15 protein-coding genes and 1 riboswitch are annotated in these 19,382 nt (G+C 72.5%); all 15 genes read right to left on the reverse strand.

Going from position 1 to position 19,382, the window contains the following annotated elements:
* Window positions 1–652: 652 nt before the first annotated feature.
* The gene (gene ribH, locus AC08OO_RS08935; RefSeq protein ID WP_476607696.1) at window positions 653–1,135 is read right to left on the reverse strand and encodes a 6,7-dimethyl-8-ribityllumazine synthase; all 483 of its coding nucleotides are present in this window, start codon (window positions 1,133–1,135) and stop codon (window positions 653–655) included.
* Entirely contained in the window at window positions 1,132–2,652 is a 1,521-nt protein-coding gene (locus tag AC08OO_RS08940; protein ID WP_476610504.1) for a bifunctional 3,4-dihydroxy-2-butanone-4-phosphate synthase/GTP cyclohydrolase II, read from the reverse strand. The genes ribH and AC08OO_RS08940 overlap by 4 nt, the downstream gene beginning before the upstream one ends.
* A complete protein-coding gene (locus tag AC08OO_RS08945; RefSeq protein WP_476607698.1) occupies window positions 2,649–3,347 on the reverse strand; it encodes a riboflavin synthase in 699 nt (232 codons plus the stop codon). The genes AC08OO_RS08940 and AC08OO_RS08945 overlap by 4 nt, the downstream gene beginning before the upstream one ends.
* 127 nt (window positions 3,348–3,474) lie before the next feature.
* Window positions 3,475–3,604, reverse strand: a riboswitch (FMN riboswitch).
* A gap of 107 nt (window positions 3,605–3,711) precedes the next feature.
* On the reverse strand, window positions 3,712–4,422 hold the full coding sequence (gene rpe, locus AC08OO_RS08950) for a ribulose-phosphate 3-epimerase (protein ID WP_011437573.1): 711 nt from the start codon (window positions 4,420–4,422) through the stop codon (window positions 3,712–3,714).
* A gap of 33 nt (window positions 4,423–4,455) precedes the next feature.
* Window positions 4,456–5,931 carry an RsmB/NOP family class I SAM-dependent RNA methyltransferase gene (locus AC08OO_RS08955; RefSeq protein WP_476610505.1) on the reverse strand — a complete coding sequence of 492 codons (1,476 nt, stop codon included), beginning with the start codon at window positions 5,929–5,931 and terminating at the stop codon, window positions 4,456–4,458.
* Window positions 5,928–6,941, reverse strand: a complete 1,014-nt coding sequence (gene fmt / locus AC08OO_RS08960; protein WP_476607701.1) for a methionyl-tRNA formyltransferase — start codon at window positions 6,939–6,941, stop codon at window positions 5,928–5,930. Before fmt ends, AC08OO_RS08955 begins: the two co-directional genes overlap by 4 nt.
* 278 nt (window positions 6,942–7,219) lie before the next feature.
* Complete coding sequence (locus tag AC08OO_RS08965) at window positions 7,220–9,436, reverse strand: primosomal protein N' (protein ID WP_476610506.1); 2,217 nt, start codon at window positions 9,434–9,436, stop codon at window positions 7,220–7,222.
* A gap of 173 nt (window positions 9,437–9,609) precedes the next feature.
* A complete protein-coding gene (metK, locus tag AC08OO_RS08970) occupies window positions 9,610–10,806 on the reverse strand; it encodes a methionine adenosyltransferase (RefSeq protein WP_011437577.1) in 1,197 nt (398 codons plus the stop codon).
* Window positions 10,807–10,847: 41 nt separating this feature from the next.
* Window positions 10,848–12,158, reverse strand: a complete 1,311-nt coding sequence (gene coaBC / locus AC08OO_RS08975; protein ID WP_476610511.1) for a bifunctional phosphopantothenoylcysteine decarboxylase/phosphopantothenate--cysteine ligase CoaBC — start codon at window positions 12,156–12,158, stop codon at window positions 10,848–10,850.
* A 19-nt stretch (window positions 12,159–12,177) separates the two neighbouring features.
* Entirely contained in the window at window positions 12,178–12,462 is a 285-nt protein-coding gene (gene rpoZ / locus AC08OO_RS08980) for a DNA-directed RNA polymerase subunit omega (RefSeq protein ID WP_476606491.1), read from the reverse strand.
* Between the two features lie 155 nt (window positions 12,463–12,617).
* A complete protein-coding gene (gmk, locus tag AC08OO_RS08985) occupies window positions 12,618–13,163 on the reverse strand; it encodes a guanylate kinase (RefSeq protein WP_035733409.1) in 546 nt (181 codons plus the stop codon).
* A gap of 250 nt (window positions 13,164–13,413) precedes the next feature.
* The gene (gene mihF, locus AC08OO_RS08990) at window positions 13,414–13,731 is read right to left on the reverse strand and encodes an integration host factor, actinobacterial type (RefSeq protein ID WP_011437581.1); all 318 of its coding nucleotides are present in this window, start codon (window positions 13,729–13,731) and stop codon (window positions 13,414–13,416) included.
* A gap of 227 nt (window positions 13,732–13,958) precedes the next feature.
* Window positions 13,959–14,783, reverse strand: a complete 825-nt coding sequence (gene pyrF / locus AC08OO_RS08995) for an orotidine-5'-phosphate decarboxylase (RefSeq protein WP_476610507.1) — start codon at window positions 14,781–14,783, stop codon at window positions 13,959–13,961.
* Window positions 14,780–18,172, reverse strand: a complete 3,393-nt coding sequence (gene carB / locus AC08OO_RS09000) for a carbamoyl-phosphate synthase large subunit (RefSeq protein ID WP_476618408.1) — start codon at window positions 18,170–18,172, stop codon at window positions 14,780–14,782. Before carB ends, pyrF begins: the two co-directional genes overlap by 4 nt.
* Window positions 18,159–19,379, reverse strand: coding sequence for a glutamine-hydrolyzing carbamoyl-phosphate synthase small subunit (carA, locus tag AC08OO_RS09005; RefSeq protein WP_476610512.1), 1,221 nt, complete (start codon window positions 19,377–19,379; stop codon window positions 18,159–18,161). Before carA ends, carB begins: the two co-directional genes overlap by 14 nt.
* Window positions 19,380–19,382: the final 3 nt, after the last annotated feature.

Raw genomic sequence — 19,382 nt, forward strand, 5'->3', positions numbered from 1 at the left:
GGGGTGGGCGGCGGGCCTGCCGTGCTCCCGCGCCCCCCGGAAGGGCCCCCTGTCCGACCGGTACCGGGCTCCGAACGGGTCCCGCCCGGACGTGATCGGGCGGGACGACGGGTAACCAGCGCGTTACGGGGTGCCTGAGGCTCGGTCAGTCGTAGGCCAAGCAGCGAGATGGGGCGCGCGTCCCCGCCACCACCCGGTTCGGTCGCGTCGGGATCCCGCCGGCCGGGGCCGCCCGCGATCCGTTCCCCGGCCTCCGGATTCCCCCCGACCGGGCCGGTCGACGCCAACGCCTCGTCACCGTTCCAACTCCCACCGTGACTTACCATCCGCGCCACCCCCGCCCCCATGTGTGCCGGCCGACGGGACCTCCGCCGATCCCACCGCGAAGTATGACGCCAGAGCGCAAGGGCACCGATACGACGTGAGACCACAGTCTCGTGTAACCGGCCGTCCCGACAAGAGCACCGGACTGATCGGGACAGCCGGAATCAGAGCCACGAGCAGCGAACACACGACCGGCACACCCGATCCACTTCGAATCGCCATGTGACGGCAACACCATACCGAGAGCATGTCACGCGGACGGATCGGCCTCGCACCGTGTGTGTGAACTCCTGATGCGGAACGTTTCGGTCGGTGACGGCCTGGAAGCTCAGCCGGCGAGTTCCAGATCGCGCAGCACCGCGGCGGTGTCCAGCGCGGCCAGGGTCGCCTCCCGGCCCTTGTCCTCGCTGGACCCGGGCAGCCCGGCGCGGTCCCGGGCCTGCTCGACGGTGTCGCAGGTGAGCACGCCGAAGCCGACGGGGACGCGGGCGTCGAGGGTGACGCGGGCGAGCCCCGCGGTAACGAACTGACAGACGTAGTCGAAGTGGGGGGTGCCGCCCCGGATGACGACACCGAGGGCGACGACGGCGTCATGCCGCGCCGCCAACGCGGCGGCGATCACGGGAAGCTCGACCGCACCGGAGACCCGCACGACGGCGGGTGCCGCCGCGAGGCCCGCGTCCTTCGCGGCGCGCAGCGCGCCAGCGAGCAGCGCATCGGTGATCTCGGCGTGCCACCGGGTGGCGACCACCGCCAACCGCATGCCCTCGACGGGCGGAAGCACCTCCGCGGGAGCCCCGAGGCCGCTCACAGACCCTCCCCCTCGGCACAGTCAACCCCGGCGGACGTACCCGGGCCCGCGACAGCCGTGCAGCCGGAGGTGACGGGCACCCTCGGCGCCCTCGGCGCCCCCGGGATCCAGCGCGAGCCGGCCGGCTCGTCCTCGCCCACGGCCCTAGGCAGATCGGACAGGCCGGGTGGACCCGGAAGGCCTGGCGGACCGGGAATGCCGGGCAGACCGGGAATGCCGGGCAGACCGGGAATGCCGGGCAGACCGGGAATGACGTGTCCCATCCGGTCCCGCTTGGTGGTCAGGTAGCGCAGGTTCTCCGGCGTCTGGGTGACCGGCATCCCGATGAGTTCGACGATGCGCAGGCCGTAGCCCTCCAGCCCGGCCCGCTTCGTCGGATTGTTGGACAGCAGCCGGATGCCGCGCACGCCGAGGTCGACCAGGATCTGGGCCCCGGTGCCGTAGTCACGGGCGTCGGCCGGCAGGCCCAGCGCGAGGTTGGCGTCGACGGTGTCGTGGCCGGCGTCCTGCAACTGGTAGGCCCGCAGCTTGTGCATCAGGCCGATGCCCCGGCCCTCGTGGCCCCGCATGTAGAGCACCACTCCGCGCCCCTCGGTCGCGATTATGCGCAGTGCCGCGTCGAGCTGGGTTCCGCAGTCGCAGCGCCGGGAGCCGAAGACGTCCCCGGTGAGGCATTCGCTGTGCACCCGGACCAGCACGTCCTCGCCGTCACCGAGCTCGCCGCGGATCAACGCGATGTGTTCGACGCCGTCGAGGATGTTGCGGAATCCGACCGCCCGGAACGCCCCGTAACGCGTCGGAAGCGACGCCTCCGCGACCCGCACCACCTGCTTCTCGGTCCGCCGACGGTAAGCGATGAGATCGGCGATGGAGATCAGCAGCAGCCCGTGCTCGCGGGCGAACTCGGCGAGCCGGGGAAGCCGGGCCATCGTCCCGTCATCGTTCACGATCTCGCAGATCGCACCGGCCGGCCGCAGCCCGGCGAGCCGGGCCAGGTCGACCGCGGCCTCGGTGTGGCCGGGGCGGCGCAGCACCCCGCCGTCCTTGGCCCGCAGCGGGAAGATGTGGCCCGGCCGGCTCAGGTCGCCGGGCGTGGTCCGCGGGTCGGCCAGCAACCGGATGGTGCGGGCCCGGTCGGCGGCGGAGATCCCGGTGGAGACGCCGTCGCGGGCGTCCACGGTGATGGTGAACGCGGTGCCCATCCGCTCGGTGTTGTGCGGGACCATCTGGTCCAGTTCGAGCCGGTCGGTGTCGGCGGCGTCCATCGGCACGCAGATCACACCGGAGGTGTACCGCGTCATGAACGCGACCAGCTCGGGTGTCGCGGCCTCCGCCGCGAAGATCAGATCACCCTCGTTCTCCCGGTCGGCGTCGTCGACGACGACGAGCGGGCGGCCGGCGGCGATCTCGGCGAGCGCGTCCTCGATGGCGGCGAACCGCACGTCGGCATAGCCGGCGGGAAGGGCACCGGCGGGAAGGGTGGCCGTCGAGGAGGCGCCGGCCGCGGATGTCGTCATCGGTGTCGTCCGTTCGGTTCGATGGGGCCGGCATGCAGCTTCTCGACGTACTTGGCCAGCACGTCGACCTCGATGTTGACCAGGGAACCCGGCGCACGGCGACCCAGCGTGGTCAGTTCGAGCGTGGTGGGGATCAGGCTGACCGTGAAGGTGGCCGGTGAGTCGCCACCGGCCGGCGAGATGTCGACGACGGTCAGGCTCACCCCGTCCACCGTCACCGAGCCCTTCTCCACGAGGTAGCGGTCAAGCCCCTCGGGGAGCGCGACGCGCACGAACTCCCAGCCCTCACCGGGCTGCCGGTCGAGGACCGTACCGACGCCGTCGACGTGCCCCTGGACCAGGTGGCCTCCCAGCCGGTCCGCCAGCCGGACGGGACGTTCGAGATTCACCCGGTCACCGACGGCGAGCTTCCCAAGAGAGGAACGCACCAGCGTCTCTCGCATCACGTCAGCAGTGAACGCCGACGGGCCGTCCGTTGTGCCGGGTGGGCCGCCGGCCGTAGCGGTCTCGGCGCCCCCGTCGAGCCCCGGGCGGGCGAAGGAAGTCACCGTGAGACAGACACCGTTGACGGCGATGGACGCGCCGTGACTCACATCACCCAGAACCGTCTGACAGGCGATGGTGAGTGCCGCCGACTCCGACCGCGCATCCACCGCGGTCACCACGCCAAGTTCTTCAACGATGCCGGTAAACATCCGACCCGTGCCCCTCGCTCCCGGGCACCCGCACCCTGGGCGAGGAAAAACCACGCGGGACCACGCCGGCACGCTCACGCCGACACGCGCCCGCGAGCGGTCAACGACCACCGCGGGCACTCGGCCCGCGCGCGTCCTCCCATCCGGACTTTCACCGTCGGTCCCGGAATTCCACCGGGTCAGCCGTCCCAGTACCTGCGGACGGGTCGCGGACTGTCACCGCCGGTTCGGAATTTCACCGACCCCGGAGCGCGCGTGCTGCTGGTTGTACTGCCTCAAGTCTGGCATATGAAGCCGCCGGACGCCGGTGAAGCCGCCGGACGCCGGTGAAGCCGCCGGACGCCGGTGAAGCCGCCGGACGCGGTCACGCCGGCCCGACCGCCGAGCGTGGCGCGGGCGGGGACAGCCGGGGCGCCGCCCGCAGCGCCTGCTCACGCAGCCGCTCGACGGCCTGGCCCGGATCGGCCGCCCCGAAGACGGCCGTGCCGGCGACGAACACGTCCACACCCGCCACCGCGGCCCGCTCGATCGTCCCGGCGTTGACCCCGCCGTCGATCTGCAGCCACAGGTCCAGCCCACGGGCGTCGAGCAGGCGCCGGGCGGCCTCGATCTTCGGCAACACCTCGGTCATGAACGTCTGACCGCCGAAACCCGGCTCGATGGTCATCAGCAGCAGCAGGTCGAACCGGTGCAGGTCATCGAGATAGTGCTCGACCGGGGTGTTCGGCTTCACAGCGAGGCCGGTGCGGGCCCCGGCCGCCCGGATCGCCCTGGTGGTGCGGGGCAGGTCGGACACGGCCTCGGCGTGAATGGTGACGTTCGCCGCGCCGCGCTCGGCGTACCCGGCCGCCCAGCGGTCGGGATCGTCGATCATGAGATGGCAGTCAAGCGGAGTATCCGTCACCGCGCGCAGGGCCGTCACCGTGTCCGGCGCGAACGCCAGGTTCGGGACGAAGTGGTAGTCCATCACGTCGACGTGCAGCCAGTCGGCCTGCCCCTCGACCGCCAGGGCCGCGTCGGCGATCCGGCCGAAGTCGGCGGCGAGCAGGCTGGGGTAGATCTGGGCGGTGGCCATTTCGCGAGGGTATCGGCTCCCGGGTCCGACGCCTCAGCTGTCGACCCGGCGCAGCAGGGCGACGAACATCGCATCCGTGCCATGGAGATGCGGCCAGAGCTGGACGAACGGGCCGTCACCGAGCCGGTCGACCTCCGGCAGGGTCAGGCGGGCATCGAGGATGGAGGTGTCGGCGCGTTGTCCGGCCACGCCACGCACCACCTCGACGGTCTCGGCCGGATGCGGGGAACAGGTCGCGTACGCCACCACCCCGCCCGGGCGGACCAGGTCGAGCGCGGCGACGAGCAGCGCACGCTGGAGCGGGACGAGCGCGGCCACATCGGCCGAGGTCCGCCGCCATCGGGCCTCCGGCCGGCGCCGCAGTGCTCCGAGGCCGGTGCAGGGGACGTCGACCAGCACCCGGTCGGCTCCATCGGGCCGCAGCGGCACCGCCCGGCCGTCGGCGCGTACCGTCCAGGCCCGCGCCGCGTCGCCCAGGGACCGGGCCACCATGGCCGCCCGGGTCGCCCGGGGCTCGACCGCGATCAGACCCGGCCCGTCCGGCAGACCCGGCCCGTCCGGCAGACCCGGCCCGTCCGATGGGGCGGAGCCGCCGAGCAGCGCGGCGAGCAGGGCCGCCTTCCCGCCGGGGCCCGCGCACAGGTCGATGGTCAGCCCGAGGTCACGGCCCACCGTCACCGCGCGGGCCAGGGCCAGGGTGACGAGCTGGCTGCCCTCGTCCTGCACGGCGGCCGCGCCCGCGGCCACGGCGGGCAACCCCGCCGGGTCCCCGCCGTCGAGGCGTACCGCATACGGCGAGTAGGGGCCGACTCGGGCGGTCAGACCTGCCTGCGCGGCCTCGGCGAGCAGCCGGTCACGGTCGACCCGGCCCGGACGGGCGACCAGGTGTACCGCGGGTCGGACGTCGTCTGCCTCCAGCGCGGCGCGGGTCGCCGTGAGGTCGCCGGCCAGGGCCTCCGCGACGACCTCGACGATCCAGCGGGGATGCGTCGTCACGACCGCCAGGTGACCGACAGGGTCGACGTCGAACCGCGGCGCGGACAGCATCGTGGCGAGATCGCCGCCGGTCTCGGCCACCCGGGCGGCCACCCGACGCAGCACGGCGTTCGCGAAGCGGACCGGGCGCTCGCCACTCGTCGTGCGGACCAGCTCGACGGTGCTGGCCACGGCTGCGTGGGCCGGGACCCTGGTCCGCAGCAGCTGGTAGGCGCCCAGGCGCAGCGCGTCGCGCACCGGCGGGTCGATGGTGTGGACGGGTCGACTCGTCGCCGTGTCGAGCACCCCGTCGAGGGTGCCCTGCGCACGCAGGGAGCCGTAGGCGAGCTCCGTGACGAACCCGCGGTCCCGGGCGGACAGCCCGCTGCCCGCCAACAGGGACGGCAGCAGCAGGTTGGCGTAGGAGCCGCGCTCGTCCACCGCCCGCAGCACCTCCCAGGCCAGCAACCGCGGCCGGTCGACGCCTGACGCTGGCCGGGGCCCACGGGTGCCCGGCGAACCGGCCGATCTCACGACGTTCCTCCACTGACCGGCATCGCGCCGATCGCGCCGAGGGTCTCCCCCTTGGCGATCCGGACCCCGCGGGCCCAGGCCGCGGCCGCCATCGGGCCTCGCCCCTCGGGACGCACCTCGCCGAGGAGCACCGGGCTCGTGCCCGTGCCGACCGCCACGTCCCCGCCGGGGAGCACCATGATCTGCCCCGCCGGCAGCCCCCCCGCCGGCAGCCCGGTGGGCAGCGCTACCGGCCCGGCCGGCCGGCCGGACACCGCACCGAGGCGCACCGGACCGATCTTGAGCCGCCGGTCGCGAAACGTCGTCCAGGCTCCCGGCGCGGGAGTGGCGGCCCTCGCCAGCCGATCCACCGCGATCGCCGGCTTCGTCCAGTCGATCCGGGCCTCCTCGGCGGTCAGCTTCGGCGCGAAGGAGATCCCCTCGGCGGGCTGGGCCACGGGCCGCACCGTCCCGTCGGCGATGCCGTCCATCACCGCGACCAGCAGCCCGGCGCCGGCCTCGGCGAGCCGGTCCAGCAGGTCACCGGAGGTGTCCGTCGGCCGAACCCGCTCGGTGAGGACACCGTAGACCGGACCGGAGTCCATCGCCGGTTCGATCTGGAAGACGCTCGCGCCGGTCAGGTCGTCCCCGGCGAGCAGGGTGCGCTGCACCGGAGCCGCCCCGCGGTAGGCCGGCAGCAGGGAGAAGTGCAGGTTCACCCAACCGTGGCGGGGAATGGCGAGCGCCGCGGGCGGTAGCAACGCGCCGTAGGCCACCACCGGGCAGCAGTCGGGCGCGAGGCCGGCGAGCGTGGCCAGGAACTCCGGGTCCCGGGGCCGGTCCGGGCTGAGCACCGGGATGCCGGCCTCGTCGGCCAGGACGTGGACGGGGGGCGGCTTCACCTTCCGCCCCCGCCCGGAGGGCCGATCGGGCCGGGTGACAACCGCGACCACGTCATGGCGCGGGCTGTCGATCAACGCCCGCAGGCTGGGCAGAGCCACCGCCGGGGTACCGGCGAAAACAAGACGCATACGCGAAGCACCGATCCGTCGCGACGTCATTGCCGACGCCGTGACCGTCTCCGGGGGTCATCGATCCGAGGTGTCCGACCGGGCCGGGAGCATCCCGCCGTTCTCCGGCCGGGGAGTACGGGCTGACGTCCACAGGCCTGTCGCCGCCGATGACCGTACCCCGCCGACGCTCGGAGATGGCGGACGGCCGCGGTCCGGACCGGGCCCGCGGCCGAAGATCATGAGCCATGGCGCGTACCCGGGCCGTGGTATGCGGTGCGAACCAGACCATGCCGGCGCTACCCGAGGATCAGGGGATCGAGCTGGATCCGTAACCGGCCGGTGGTTCGCCGGGTCGCGAGGACGCCGCGAGCGGATCGCAGCGAGGCCGCGAGGGCCGCACCGCGCTCGCGCCGGACCCGGATCAGGACCCGTTCGATCTCCTCGGGGCCGGAGATGGCGCTGTCGGGGCCGCGCCGCCCGGCACCCACGGCAGACGAATCGCCCTGGTTCGCGCCGTCGGGAACGGCCCGCGCGGATGGTGCGGGGGGCAGCGGTACCGGCCCGAGCACATCGGCGCCGTCGGGAAGCTCGACGGCGGCCAGCAGCTCCGCGACCGCCGCGGCGGTACCCGCTACGGACGCCATCCGGGTCGCCGGCGGGAACCCCAGCTCCGCCCGCTCGTCGGCTTCCCGGGCGACGAACGTGCCGGGATCCCAACGGACGAGCGCCTGGACCGGCCCTAGTCCGGCATCGGCCGCGACGATGACCCGCCCCCCGCGCGCGGCGGGCCGGGCGAGCGCGGCGGCGGCGGTCCACCGGCGCAGAGTCTCCTCCCCCGCGCGCAGGTCGGGACGGCCCAGCAGAGCCCAGCCGTCGAGGAGCAGCACCGCCCCGTAGCCGCCGTCCGCCACGGGCTCCGCCCCCGGGGTCGAGATGACAAGGGCCGGTTCTGCGGGCACGGTGGCGAGCACCCCGCCCCGGCCGGAGGTGCGGACCGGAACGCCCGGAAAGGCCCGCCCCAGTTCCTCCGCCGTGCGACGATCTCCCGTTACCGAGGCGCGCAGCCGCGGGCCCGAACAGGACGGGCAGTGCCAGACCGCCGCGGCGACCGGACGGCCGCACCACCGGCAGGAGAGCGCACCGCCGCCCGCCGCCCGGCCCAGCGGCCCCTGACAGTGCGGGCACCGGGCGGGCCGCCGGCAGTCCGCGCAGGCCAGTGACGGCTGGTATCCCCTCCTCGGCACCTGGACCAGTACCGGCAGACCGGCCGCCAGCGCATCCCGGGCGGTCCGCACCGCGAGGGAGGGCAGCCTCGCCGCCCGGGCGGCGGGGTCACGGGCGTGTTCGAGGTCGGAGCCGGTGGCCTCGACCCGGGGAGCCAGCGCGCGCACCTGCTCCCGGGGCGGCACCACCGGGTGCGCCCACCCCGTGCGCACCAGCGCCTCGGCATCCGTCGACGGGCAGAACCCGCCGATCACGAGCGCGCACCCCTGGAGCCGGGAGCGCAGGACGGCGACGTCTCGGGCGTGCGGGTACGGGGCCAACGGCTCGGCATGCAGGTCGTCACCGTCATCCCACACCACCACCAGGCCAAGCTCGGCCACGGGCGCGAACATCGCCGCGCGGGTACCCACCACCGCCCGCGCCTGTCCGCGACTGACCGCGAGGAACGCGCGATATCGCCGGGCCGGGCCGAGATCGGCCCGCAGTGCGACGGTGGTCTCCCGACCGACCGCGGCGACCATCGCCGCCTCGACCCGGTCGACATCACGATGATCGGGTACGACGACGAGTACGCCGCGACCGGACACCGCCGTGGCGGCGGCCGCGGCGGCGATCATCTCCGGCCAGGCGGGGCCGGGCGGGGCCCACCAGACCGCCCTTGGTGACCTGCCCGCCGCCAGGGCGGTGAGCAGCGACGGACCCGTGGGATAGCGGCCCCACTCGCCGGGTTCCGGCGGCACGGCCTCAAGCCCCGGTGCGACAGCCGCAGGACCCGGCGAAACGACCTCGGGCCTCGGTGAGGCAGCCTCCGCCCGGCCGTGGCGGGGAGGCACGGCGAGCCGGAGGACGTCGGCCAGCGTGCCGGCGTAACGATCGGCAACCGCGCGGGCGAGTTTCGCGACGGGCTCGGACAGCACAGGCTCCGGCGAGATCGACCGGGCCAGCGGCGCGAGCTGACCGGAATGGTCGGAACTCTCGCGACGCTCCAGCACGAACCCGTCGACCAGCCGGCCCGCGAACCGGACCCGGACCCGGGATCCCGGCACCGCCAGGTCAGCCAGGTCCGCCGGCACGAGGTAGTCGAAGGGACGGTCGAGATGGGCGAGCGCAGTGTCGACGGCAACCCGCGCCACCGGCAGCCGCGCGGCGAGCGGCCGCGGCGAACCGGAACCCGCGGAGCGCGAAACTCCCGACCGGGAAGCCCCCGACCGGGAAGCCCCCGACCCGACCTCTGCCCGGCCGACCGCTGACGGGCTGAGGCCGGGGAGGGTGCCGGGGTGCTCGGTCATGACGGCATTCGTACCAGCCGCCTACGACATCCTTCGACCCCGTTCCCCCGCCGGAACAGCGACCGGCGGGACACGCTCTCCCCGATCCCCCGATCCCCTCCCGGGACCCGCGGGCCAGGGGTCCCGGGAGGGGATCGGGGAGATCCCACGGGGACCGAGAGAGGAGTGTCGGGTCAGCCCTTGACGGCGCGCTGGAGAGCCTCGGCGCGTGCGGTGGACTCCCAGGTGAAATCGAGCTCGGGGCGACCGAAGTGGCCGTAGGCGGCCGTCTGGGCGTAGACCGGCCGCAGCAGGTCCAGATCCCGGATGATCGCGGCGGGACGGAGGTCGAACACGCTCGTCACCGCGTCCTGGATCTGGATGTCCGGGACGGTTCCGGTGCCGAAGGTCTCCACGAACAGGCCGACCGGCTGCGCCTTGCCGATCGCGTACGCCACCTGGACCTCGCAGCGGCTGGCGAGACCCGCGGCGACGACGTTCTTTGCGACCCAGCGCATCGCGTACGCGGCGGAGCGGTCGACCTTGGACGGGTCCTTGCCGGAGAAGGCACCACCGCCGTGGCGGGCGTAACCGCCGTAGGTGTCGACGATGATCTTACGGCCGGTCAGGCCGGCGTCACCCATCGGGCCGCCGATCTCGAACCGGCCGGTCGGGTTGACCAGCAGCCGGCGCCCCTCGGTGGCGATCTCGAGCAGGGCCAGCTCCGGCTCGACGACGTACTCGGCGATGTCCGGCGCGAGCAGGGTGTCCAGGTCGATGTCGGCGGCGTGCTGCGAGGAGACGACGACCGTGTCGAGCCGGGCCGGCTTCCCGTCGACGTACTCGATGGTCACCTGGGTCTTGCCGTCCGGCCGCAGGTAGCCGATCTGGCCCTCCTTGCGGACCGCGGACAGCCGCCTGGCGAGGCGGTGCGCCAGCGCGATCGGCAGCGGCATGAGCTCGGGGGTCTCGTCGCAGGCGAACCCGAACATCAGGCCCTGGTCGCCGGCGCCCTGCCGGTCGAACTCGTCGTCGGCGGAACCCTCGACGCGAGTCTCGTGCGCCGTGTCGACGCCCTGGGCGATGTCCGGGGACTGCGCGCCGATCGACACGCTGACGCCGCAGGACGCGCCGTCGAAGCCCTTCTTGGAGGAGTCGTAACCGATCTCCAGGATGCGCTCGCGGACGACGGAGGCGATGTCGACGTAGGTCTTCGTGGTGACCTCGCCGGCGACGTGGACCTGACCCGTCGTGATGAGCGTCTCCACGGCGACCCGGCTCTTCGGGTCATCCTTGATCATGGCATCGAGAATCGAGTCGCTGATCTGATCGGCGATCTTGTCCGGATGCCCCTCGGTGACGGACTCGGACGTGAACAGGCGCGTCGCCACTGGACTAACCCCCTGGGTGATCCGGCTGATTCCGACGAAGCTTACCGAGGTGCCGCGAGGGGTACACGTAGCGCCTCCGCGGGCGTTCCATCGGTCCGATCGGCCGTGAGGCCGACCACGAGGTCGAGGATCCGATGCGCGAGGAGGTCCTTGCTCGTGTGCTCGATCGCCGTCTCGCCACCGCGGGGGTCCAGTACCACGGCGGCGTTGTGTTCCACCCCGAATCCGAGGCCGGCGCCGACCTCGTTGACCACGAGCAGGTCGACCGGCTTGCGCGCCAGTTTGGCCCGGGCGTGGTCGAGTACCCCGCCGCCGGGACCGCCGGTCTCGGCCGCGAAACCGACGAGGACCTGACCGGGCCGGCGGTTCGCCAGCAGCTCGGCCAACACGTCGGGATTCGCCACGAGCGGGATGGAGCCCGGGGCCGCGGACTCCTTCTTGATCTTGTAGGCCTGCGGCGCCCCGGGGCGGAAGTCAGCGACCGCGGCCGCCATGACGACCACGTCCGCCGAGGGCGCGACCTCGTGGACCCGATCGCGCAGCTGCGCCGCGGAGGTGACCGGGATCGTGCGGGCGCCGGCGACCTCGGGCAGCGCGACGTTCGCCGCCACCACCGTGACGGAGGCTCCCCGCACCACGGCAGCCCTGGCCACGGCGTACCCCTGACGGCCGCTCGAGGCGTTGCCGAGGAACCGGACGGGGTCGAGGTACTCCCGGGTGCCGCCGGCCGTGACCAGGACATGCCGGCCGGCAAGATCGGGCCGCACCCCGGCCGCACCCCGGGCCAGCACCGCCATGCCGAGCGCGGCGATCTCCGCTGGCTCTGGCAGGCGGCCCGGACCCGAGTCGGCGCCGGTCAGCCGGCCCACCGCCGGCTCAACCACCACCGCTCCCCGCGCCCGCAGGGTCGCCACGTTCGCCCGGGTGGCCGGGTGCTGCCACATCTCGGTGTGCATCGCCGGCGCGTAGACGACCGGGCAGGTCGCCGTCAGCAGGGTGCCGGTGAGCAGGTCGTCGGCGCGCCCGGCGGCCGCGCGGGCCATCAGGTCCGCGGTGGCTGGCGCGACGAGGACGAGGTCGGCCTCACGGCCGATCCGGACATGGGCGACCTCGTCCGCATCGTCCCACACATCCGTGGTGACCGGGTTTCCCGACAGCGCAGCCCAAGTCGTCGCGCCGACGAACCGCAGCGCCGACGGCGTGGGCACCACCCGGACCTCGTGGCCGGACTCGGTGAACCGGCGGAGCACCTCCACCGCCTTGTAGGCGGCGATGCCGCCCGCCACACCGAGCACGACCCGGGGACGCCGAGGGTCGGACAACCCGGTGCCGGAGCGCTCCGCATCGGGCATCTCGGTCATCGGTCCTACATCAGGAGACCGGCGGGAGGCTGTCGGCGACGGTCTCGTGGGTGAGCAGGCCGGCGTTGATCTCACGCAACGCGATCGACAGCGGCTTCTCCTGCGCGTTGGTCGTCTCGACCAGCGGGCCGACGTACTCCAGCAGACCCTCGCCGAGCTGCGAGTAGTAGGCGTTGATCTGACGAGCTCGCTTCGCCGCGTAGATGACCAGGCTGTACTTCGAGTCGGTCGCCTCGAGGAGCTCGTCGATGGGGGGGTTGGTGATGCCTTCGGGATGGGCGACGGTACCGGCCACGATGTCCTTCCGGAATGGGACGTCCAAGGCGGCTGCGCCGTCCGGACAGTGCGGAGCGCAGGCTACGCGGGGGCAGGGCGGGCTGCGCGGAGGAAGCTGTACGGCATGTGGGCTGTACGGAGATGCCGGCTGCGCGGGCGACCGGTGGGCCGGACCTACGAGCCGATCATCAATGCTACCAAGCGGGCTGCCGCGGACCGCACGTCGTCGTTCACGATCACGTCGTCGAACTCCGTCTCGGCCGCGAGTTCGATGCGCGCCCGGTCCAGCCTGCGGGCGATGACCTCGGGTGACTCGGTCCCCCGACCGGTCAGCCGACGGACGAGCTCGTCGAAGGTGGGCGGGGCGAGGAAGACGAAACGGGCCTGTGGCATCGCCGAGCGCACCTGCCGGGCGCCCAGCAGCTCGATCTCCAGCAGGCAGGGCACACCCGCGGCGAGCCTTTCGAGAAGCGGACGGCGGGGGGTGCCGTAGGCGTGTCCGGCAAACATCGCGTGCTCGACGAACTCCCCGGCCTTGACCATCCGGGCGAACTCCTCGGCGTCGACGAAGTGGTACTCGACACCGTCAGTCTCACCCGGACGCGGTGGCCGCGTGGTGGCGCTGACCGAGACCCAGACCTCGGGGTGACGTTCCCGGACTGCCGCGACGACGGTGTCCTTCCCGACTCCGGACGGCCCGGACAGCACTGTAAGACCCATGGGCGCCACGATAGGACCTCTCAGTCAGTCGGCGCGCACCCGGTCATCAGTCCCCAGAGGACACGAGGACGGGACTGGTTTCCCGGGGACGGCCGGATCGGGGGAGGTTAAAGAAATGCCGCCCCCCGATCCGACCGGAAGGAAGGGCAACATCGCCGGAAGAATGTGAGTGACGCCACCCTCCCGTCAACGCCGCTACCCGCCGTAACCATGATCCGGGCTGGCGGAGTGGTTTTCCCACTCCACCGGATCAGGCCATGCCGAACTCCTCGAGGAGTGCGGCACGCTGCTTGGCGCCGAGTCCTCGCAGTCGGCGGGTCGGACTGATCCCGAGCCGTTCCCGGATCTTCTGGGCGCGTACGCGCCCCACTCCGGGAAGCGACTCAAGAACAGCCGAAACCTTCATCTTGCCGACGACCTCATCAGCCTCGGCCTGTTCCAGGACGGCGGCCAGCGTGGTCTCCGCCTTCTTCAACCGCTCCTTGAGTTCCGCACGCTGCTTACGAGCCAACGCTGCTTTCTCGAGGGCGGCGGCCCTCTGCTCGGGCGTTAGGGGCGGCAGGGGCACGGGTACGCCTCCTCAATTCGGTGATCGCGCCGCGCAAACTAGCGAGGAAGGGACTCCTCAGTCCAGCCTTGGCCATAACACTCTGATGCGAACATATTGTCAGCACAAGAGAAGGCTTTGACGGACGAAAGGGGTGGCCCACTCGTGCCGCACCCTTTCGGTCTACGGCGGCCCCACCGTACCGCTTCGTACCGCACCAGGACGAACACACCCTGGTCCCATCGGCGTCACAGCAGGTCAGCAGCCCTGCCGGCAGCGCTGAGACCTGCGGCGACGGCCCTCGCGGCGACCCCGGGGTCGGGCGCACCGGTGATCGGGCGACCCACCACGACCAGGTCAGAACCCCCCACAAGGGCAGCTTCCGGCGTCGCGGTTCGGGCCTGATCGCCGGTTTCCGACCCCGCCGGTCGCACGCCTGGAGTGATGAGAGTCACATTGCTACCAAGCTCCATACGGACCATTCGAACCTCCCGCGGACTGCACACCAGGGTGCGCGCACCGGCTTCGACCGCAAGCACGGCGAGCCTGCGGACGGCGTCGGAAGGGGGTCCGGCGAGCCCGATCGCGCTGAGCGCCGCCACATCCAGCGAGGTGAGTACAGTCACGACGGCTACCTCGACATCCGGGGCCGCCTCGATCGCCGCACGTATCATCGCCGCCCCCCCAGCCGCATGCACGGTCACGAAACGAGGGCCCAACGGGGTGATTGAGCGCATTCCCCCGGCGACCGTGGCGGGAATGTCGTGCAGTTTGAGATCGAGGAACAACTCCGGGGCACTCCCGGCGCCGCCCGCGGCGACCGCCGCGCCGCCGGCCCCGGCGAGCACGCCGGCCGCGCGCAGCGCCGTCACGATTGCCGGGCCCTCCCGGTAGAACAGCTCCAGACCGATCTTCAGCACGGCTACGGTGGGGGCGACCGCGGCGGCCCAGCGCAGCGCGGTCGCGGCGTCCGGGGCATCCAGCGCGACCGCCAGCGGCGCCCGGCCCCGCGGCGGGGTGAAGCGGGGCGCGGCCGCGCTCCTCCCGCCGGAGCTCCTCCGGCCGGCGCTCATCCGCTCCTCCTGGCCGCCGGTCCGAACACGGCGGACTCAGGCGCCGCGGACTCAGACGCCGCGGACTCAGACGCCGCGGAGCCGGAGGATTCGGGCGGCGAGCCGCCCGGTTGTCCCCCGCCCCACGCCTGCCGCAGCGCCGCGTGGTATTCCTGCAACGATCGGACCCCCAGCTCCCCCCGTACCAGCGCTTCCACGCCCTGCACGCAGGCCGCCGCACCCTGGATCGTGGTGATGCACGGAACCCCGGCACTCACGCAGGCTGTGCGGATCTCATAGCCGTCCAGGCGCGGGCCGACGCCCCACGGGGTGTTGATGACGAGGTCGATCTGCCCGGATGTGATCATCTCGACACAGTCGAGTAGCCCCTCGGTGGGGGCCCAGTGCTTGCCGAGGACGACCGCCTTGACCCCGTTGCGCCGCAACACGTCCGCGGTCCCCTCGGTGGCGTAGACGACGAAACCGAGATCCGCGAGCCGCTTGATCGGAAAAACCATCGCCCGTTTGTCCCGGTTGGCCACGGAGACGAACACCCGGCCGTAGGTGGGCAGCGAGGCGTACGCGGCGGCCTGGGACTTGGCGTACGCCGTGCCGAAGCCGTCGTCGATGCCCATCACCTCACCGGTCGACTTCATCTCCGGCCCGAGGACGGTGTCGACGCCGCGGCCACCGGCGTCACGGAAGCGCCCGAAGGGCAGCACGGCCTCCTTGACCGAGATGTGCGAGTCCAGCGGCAGGGTGCCACCGTCGCCGGAGCGCGGCAGCAGGCCCTCGGCCCGCAGCTCGTCGATGGTCGCGCCGAGCATCACCCGGGCGGCGGCCTTGGCCAGCGGCACCGTGGTGGCCTTGGAGACGAACGGCACGGTCCGCGACGCCCGGGGATTGGCCTCCAGGACGTAGAGCACATCGGACTGCAGGGCGTACTGGACGTTGAGCAGACCCCGCACCCCGACGCCCTTCGCGATCGCCTCGGTGGACGTCCGGATACGGTCGAGCTCCGAACGGCCCAGCGTGATCGGCGGCAGGGCGCAGGCCGAGTCGCCCGAGTGGACCCCGGCCTCCTCGATGTGCTCCATCACCCCGGCGAGGTAGAGCGTCTCCCCGTCGTAGAGGGCGTCAACGTCGATCTCCACCGCGTCGTCGAGGAACCGGTCGACGAGCACCGGATGTTCCGGGGAGATGGCGGTGGCCCGATCGATGTAGTCGCGCAGCATCGTGTCGTCGTAGACGATCTCCATGCCACGCCCGCCGAGCACGTAGGACGGCCGCACCAGCACCGGGTACCCGATCCGCTCGGCCACCGTGCGCGCCTCGGCGAAGGAGGTCGCCACCCCGTGCGGCGGCGAGGGCAGGCCCGCCCGGGCCAGCACACGCCCGAACAGCCCACGGTCCTCGGCCAGATGGATCGCCTTGGGCGGGGTGCCCACGACGGGCACGCCCGCCTCGGCGAGCGCCGCGGCGATGCCGAGGGGGGTCTGCCCGCCGAGCTGGACGACTACCCCGGCGAGCGGCCCGGCCTGCTGCTCGGCGTGGACGACCTCAAGCACGTCCTCGACCGTCAACGGCTCGACGTAGAGCCGGTCGGCGGTGTCGTAATCGGTGGACACCGTCTCCGGGTTGCAGTTGACCATGACGGTCTCATAGCCGGCGTCGGAAAGCGCCATCACCGCATGACAACAGGCGTAGTCGAACTCGATGCCCTGGCCGATGCGGTTGGGCCCGCTGCCGAGCACGATCACCCGCGGCCGTTCGCTCGGCGCGACCTCGGTCTCGGCGTCGTAGGCGGAGTAGTGGTATGGGGTCTCGGAGGCGAACTCCGCCGCGCAGGTGTCGACGGTCTTGAACACCGGCCGGATGCCGGTGCGGTGGCGGAACGCCCGGACCACGTCCTCGGAGGTGCCGAGGATCTCGGCGAGCTGGACGTCGGAGAACCCGGCTCGCTTGGCCCGCCGGATGCCCGCCGGATTGCGGCTGATCATCGCCGCGGTCTCGTTGAGGAAGACGAGCTGGTCGACGAACCACGGGTCGATCCCGGTGACCCGGGTGACCTCGTCGGGATCCGCGCCGGCAAGCAGCGCCTGCTGGACGGTACGCAACCGGCCGTCGTGGGGAACCCGCGCGGCTTCCAGCAGGTCGGCGGCGTCCGCCTCGGGCGGGACGAAGGAGAACACCGAGCCCGGGGCCTCCATCGAGCGCAGCGCCTTCTGCAGCGCCTCGGCGAAGCTGCGGCCAACCCCCATCGCCTCGCCGACGGACTTCATCGTCGTCGTGAGCGTCGGGTCGGCACCGGGGAACTTCTCGAACGCGAACCGCGGCACCTTCACCACGACGTAGTCCAGCGCCGGCTCGAAGGCCGCGGGCGTGGTGCGGGTGATGTCGTTGGGGATCTCGTCAAGGGTGTATCCGAGCGCGAGCTTCGCCGAGATCTTCGCGATCGGGAAGCCGGTCGCCTTCGACGCCAGCGCCGAGGACCGCGACACCCGGGGGTTCATCTCGATGACCACCTGCCGGCCCGTCGCAGGGTCGACGGCGAACTGGATGTTGCAGCCGCCGGCGTCGACGCCGACGGCCCGCATCACCGCGATCGCCATGTCCCGCATGCGCTGGTACTCGCGGTCGGTCAGGGTCATCGCCGGCGCCACCGTGATCGAGTCGCCGGTGTGCACCCCCATCGGGTCGACGTTCTCGATCGAGCAGACCACGACCACGTTGTCCGCGCGGTCGCGCATCAGCTCGAGCTCGTACTCCTTCCAGCCGAGGACCGACTCCTCCACCAGCACCTCGGTCGACGGGCTCGCGGCCAGTCCGTCCGCCGCCATCCGGCGCAACTCGCCGGAATCATGGGCGAAGCCGCTGCCGGCGCCGCCGAGGGTGAAGCTGGGTCGCACGACCACCGGGTAGGAGAACTCCTCCCCGGCGGTCAGGCACTCGGCGACGGTGTGGCAGATGGCGCTGCGCGCGGTCTCGCCGCCGACCGCGGCGACGATGTCCTTGAACGCCTGACGGTCCTCCCCGGCGCGGATCGCGTCGATATTCGCGCCGATCAGACGGACCCCGAAGCGGTCCAGGACACCGGCGTCGTGCAGGGCGACGGCGGTGTTCAGCGCGGTCTGGCCACCCATGGTGGCCAGGATCGCGTCGGGCCGCTCCCGTTCGATGATCTTCGCGACGATGTCCGGGGTGATCGGCTCGACGTAGGTCGCGTCCGCGATCTCCGGATCGGTCATGATCGTCGCCGGGTTGCTGTTGACCAGGATGACCCGCAGGCCCTCCGCGCGCAGCACCCGGCAGGCCTGGGTACCCGAGTAGTCGAACTCGCACGCCTGGCCGATCACGATCGGCCCGGAGCCGAGGACCAGGACGCTGCTCAGATCCTCATGCTTCGGCATGACCGGCCTCCCGCACAGATCGCTCACTCCGCTCCCGGCCACCCTCCCGGGTGTCCGCCATCAAAGCGCGGAACCGCTCGAACAACGGGGAGGCATCATGCGGCCCCGGCGCGGCCTCCGGATGGAACTGCACGCTGAAGGCCGGCACGTCCAGACACTCCAATCCCTCGACGACGTTGTCGTTGAGGCCGCGGTGGCTGACCACCACCCGGCCGAACGGGGTGTCGGTCACCCCGGTGAGCGGCGCCCGCACGGCGAAGCCGTGGTTCTGGCTGGTGACCGCGATCCGCCCGGTCGCCATATCCCCGACCGGCTGGTTCACGCCGCGGTGGCCGTAGGTGAGCTTGTACGTCTCGAAGCCAAGAGCGCGGGCCAGCAGCTGGTGCCCGAAACAGATCCCGAACACCGGGACACCGGCCCGCAGCACCGTCCGCAGCGCGTCAACCGCATAGTCCGCCGCCGCCGGATCGCCGGGACCGTTCGACAGGAACACCCCGTCCGGTTCCAGCGCCAGCAGCTGTTCGCCGGTGGTGCGGGCCGGCAGCACATGCACCTCGCAGCCCAGCGCGGCCATGGCGGCCGGCGTCGCGCGCTTGATGCCGAGATCGAGCGCGGCGACCTTGAACAGCGCGGCGCCCGCCACCGCCTCCACCACATAGGGGGTAGGGGTGGAGACCCGGGGCGCGAGATCCGCGCCGAGCATCTCCGGGGAGGCGCGGACCCGGTCGAGCAGGGCGTCGAGCGCCGCCGCCCGCTCGCCGTCCGCGCCGGAACCCGGGCCCGGGCCGACCGGGCCACCGTCGGCGTCGGCGTCGGCGTCGAGCACGCTGCTGATCCCGCACCGCATCGAGCCGAGCTCACGCAGGTGACGGGTCAGCGCCCGGGTGTCGATCCCGCTGATCCCCACCACACCGGCCGCGGCCAGCTCGTCGTCGAGCGTGCCCCGGGCGCGCCAGTTGGAGGCCCGCCGGGCGGGGTCACGCACGACGAACCCGGCGACCTGGATCCGCTCGGACTCGTAGTCCTCGTCGTTGACGCCGGTGTTGCCGATGTGCGGGGCGGTCATGATGACGACTTGGCCGTGGAACGACGGATCGCTCAGCGTCTCCTGGTAGCCGGTCATCCCGGTGGAGAACACGGCCTCGCCGAAGGTCTCGCCGATCGCCCCGTACGCCTCGCCGACGAAGCTGCGACCGTCCTCCAGCATCAG

The organism is Frankia sp. CeCAU1 (assembly GCF_977971845.1).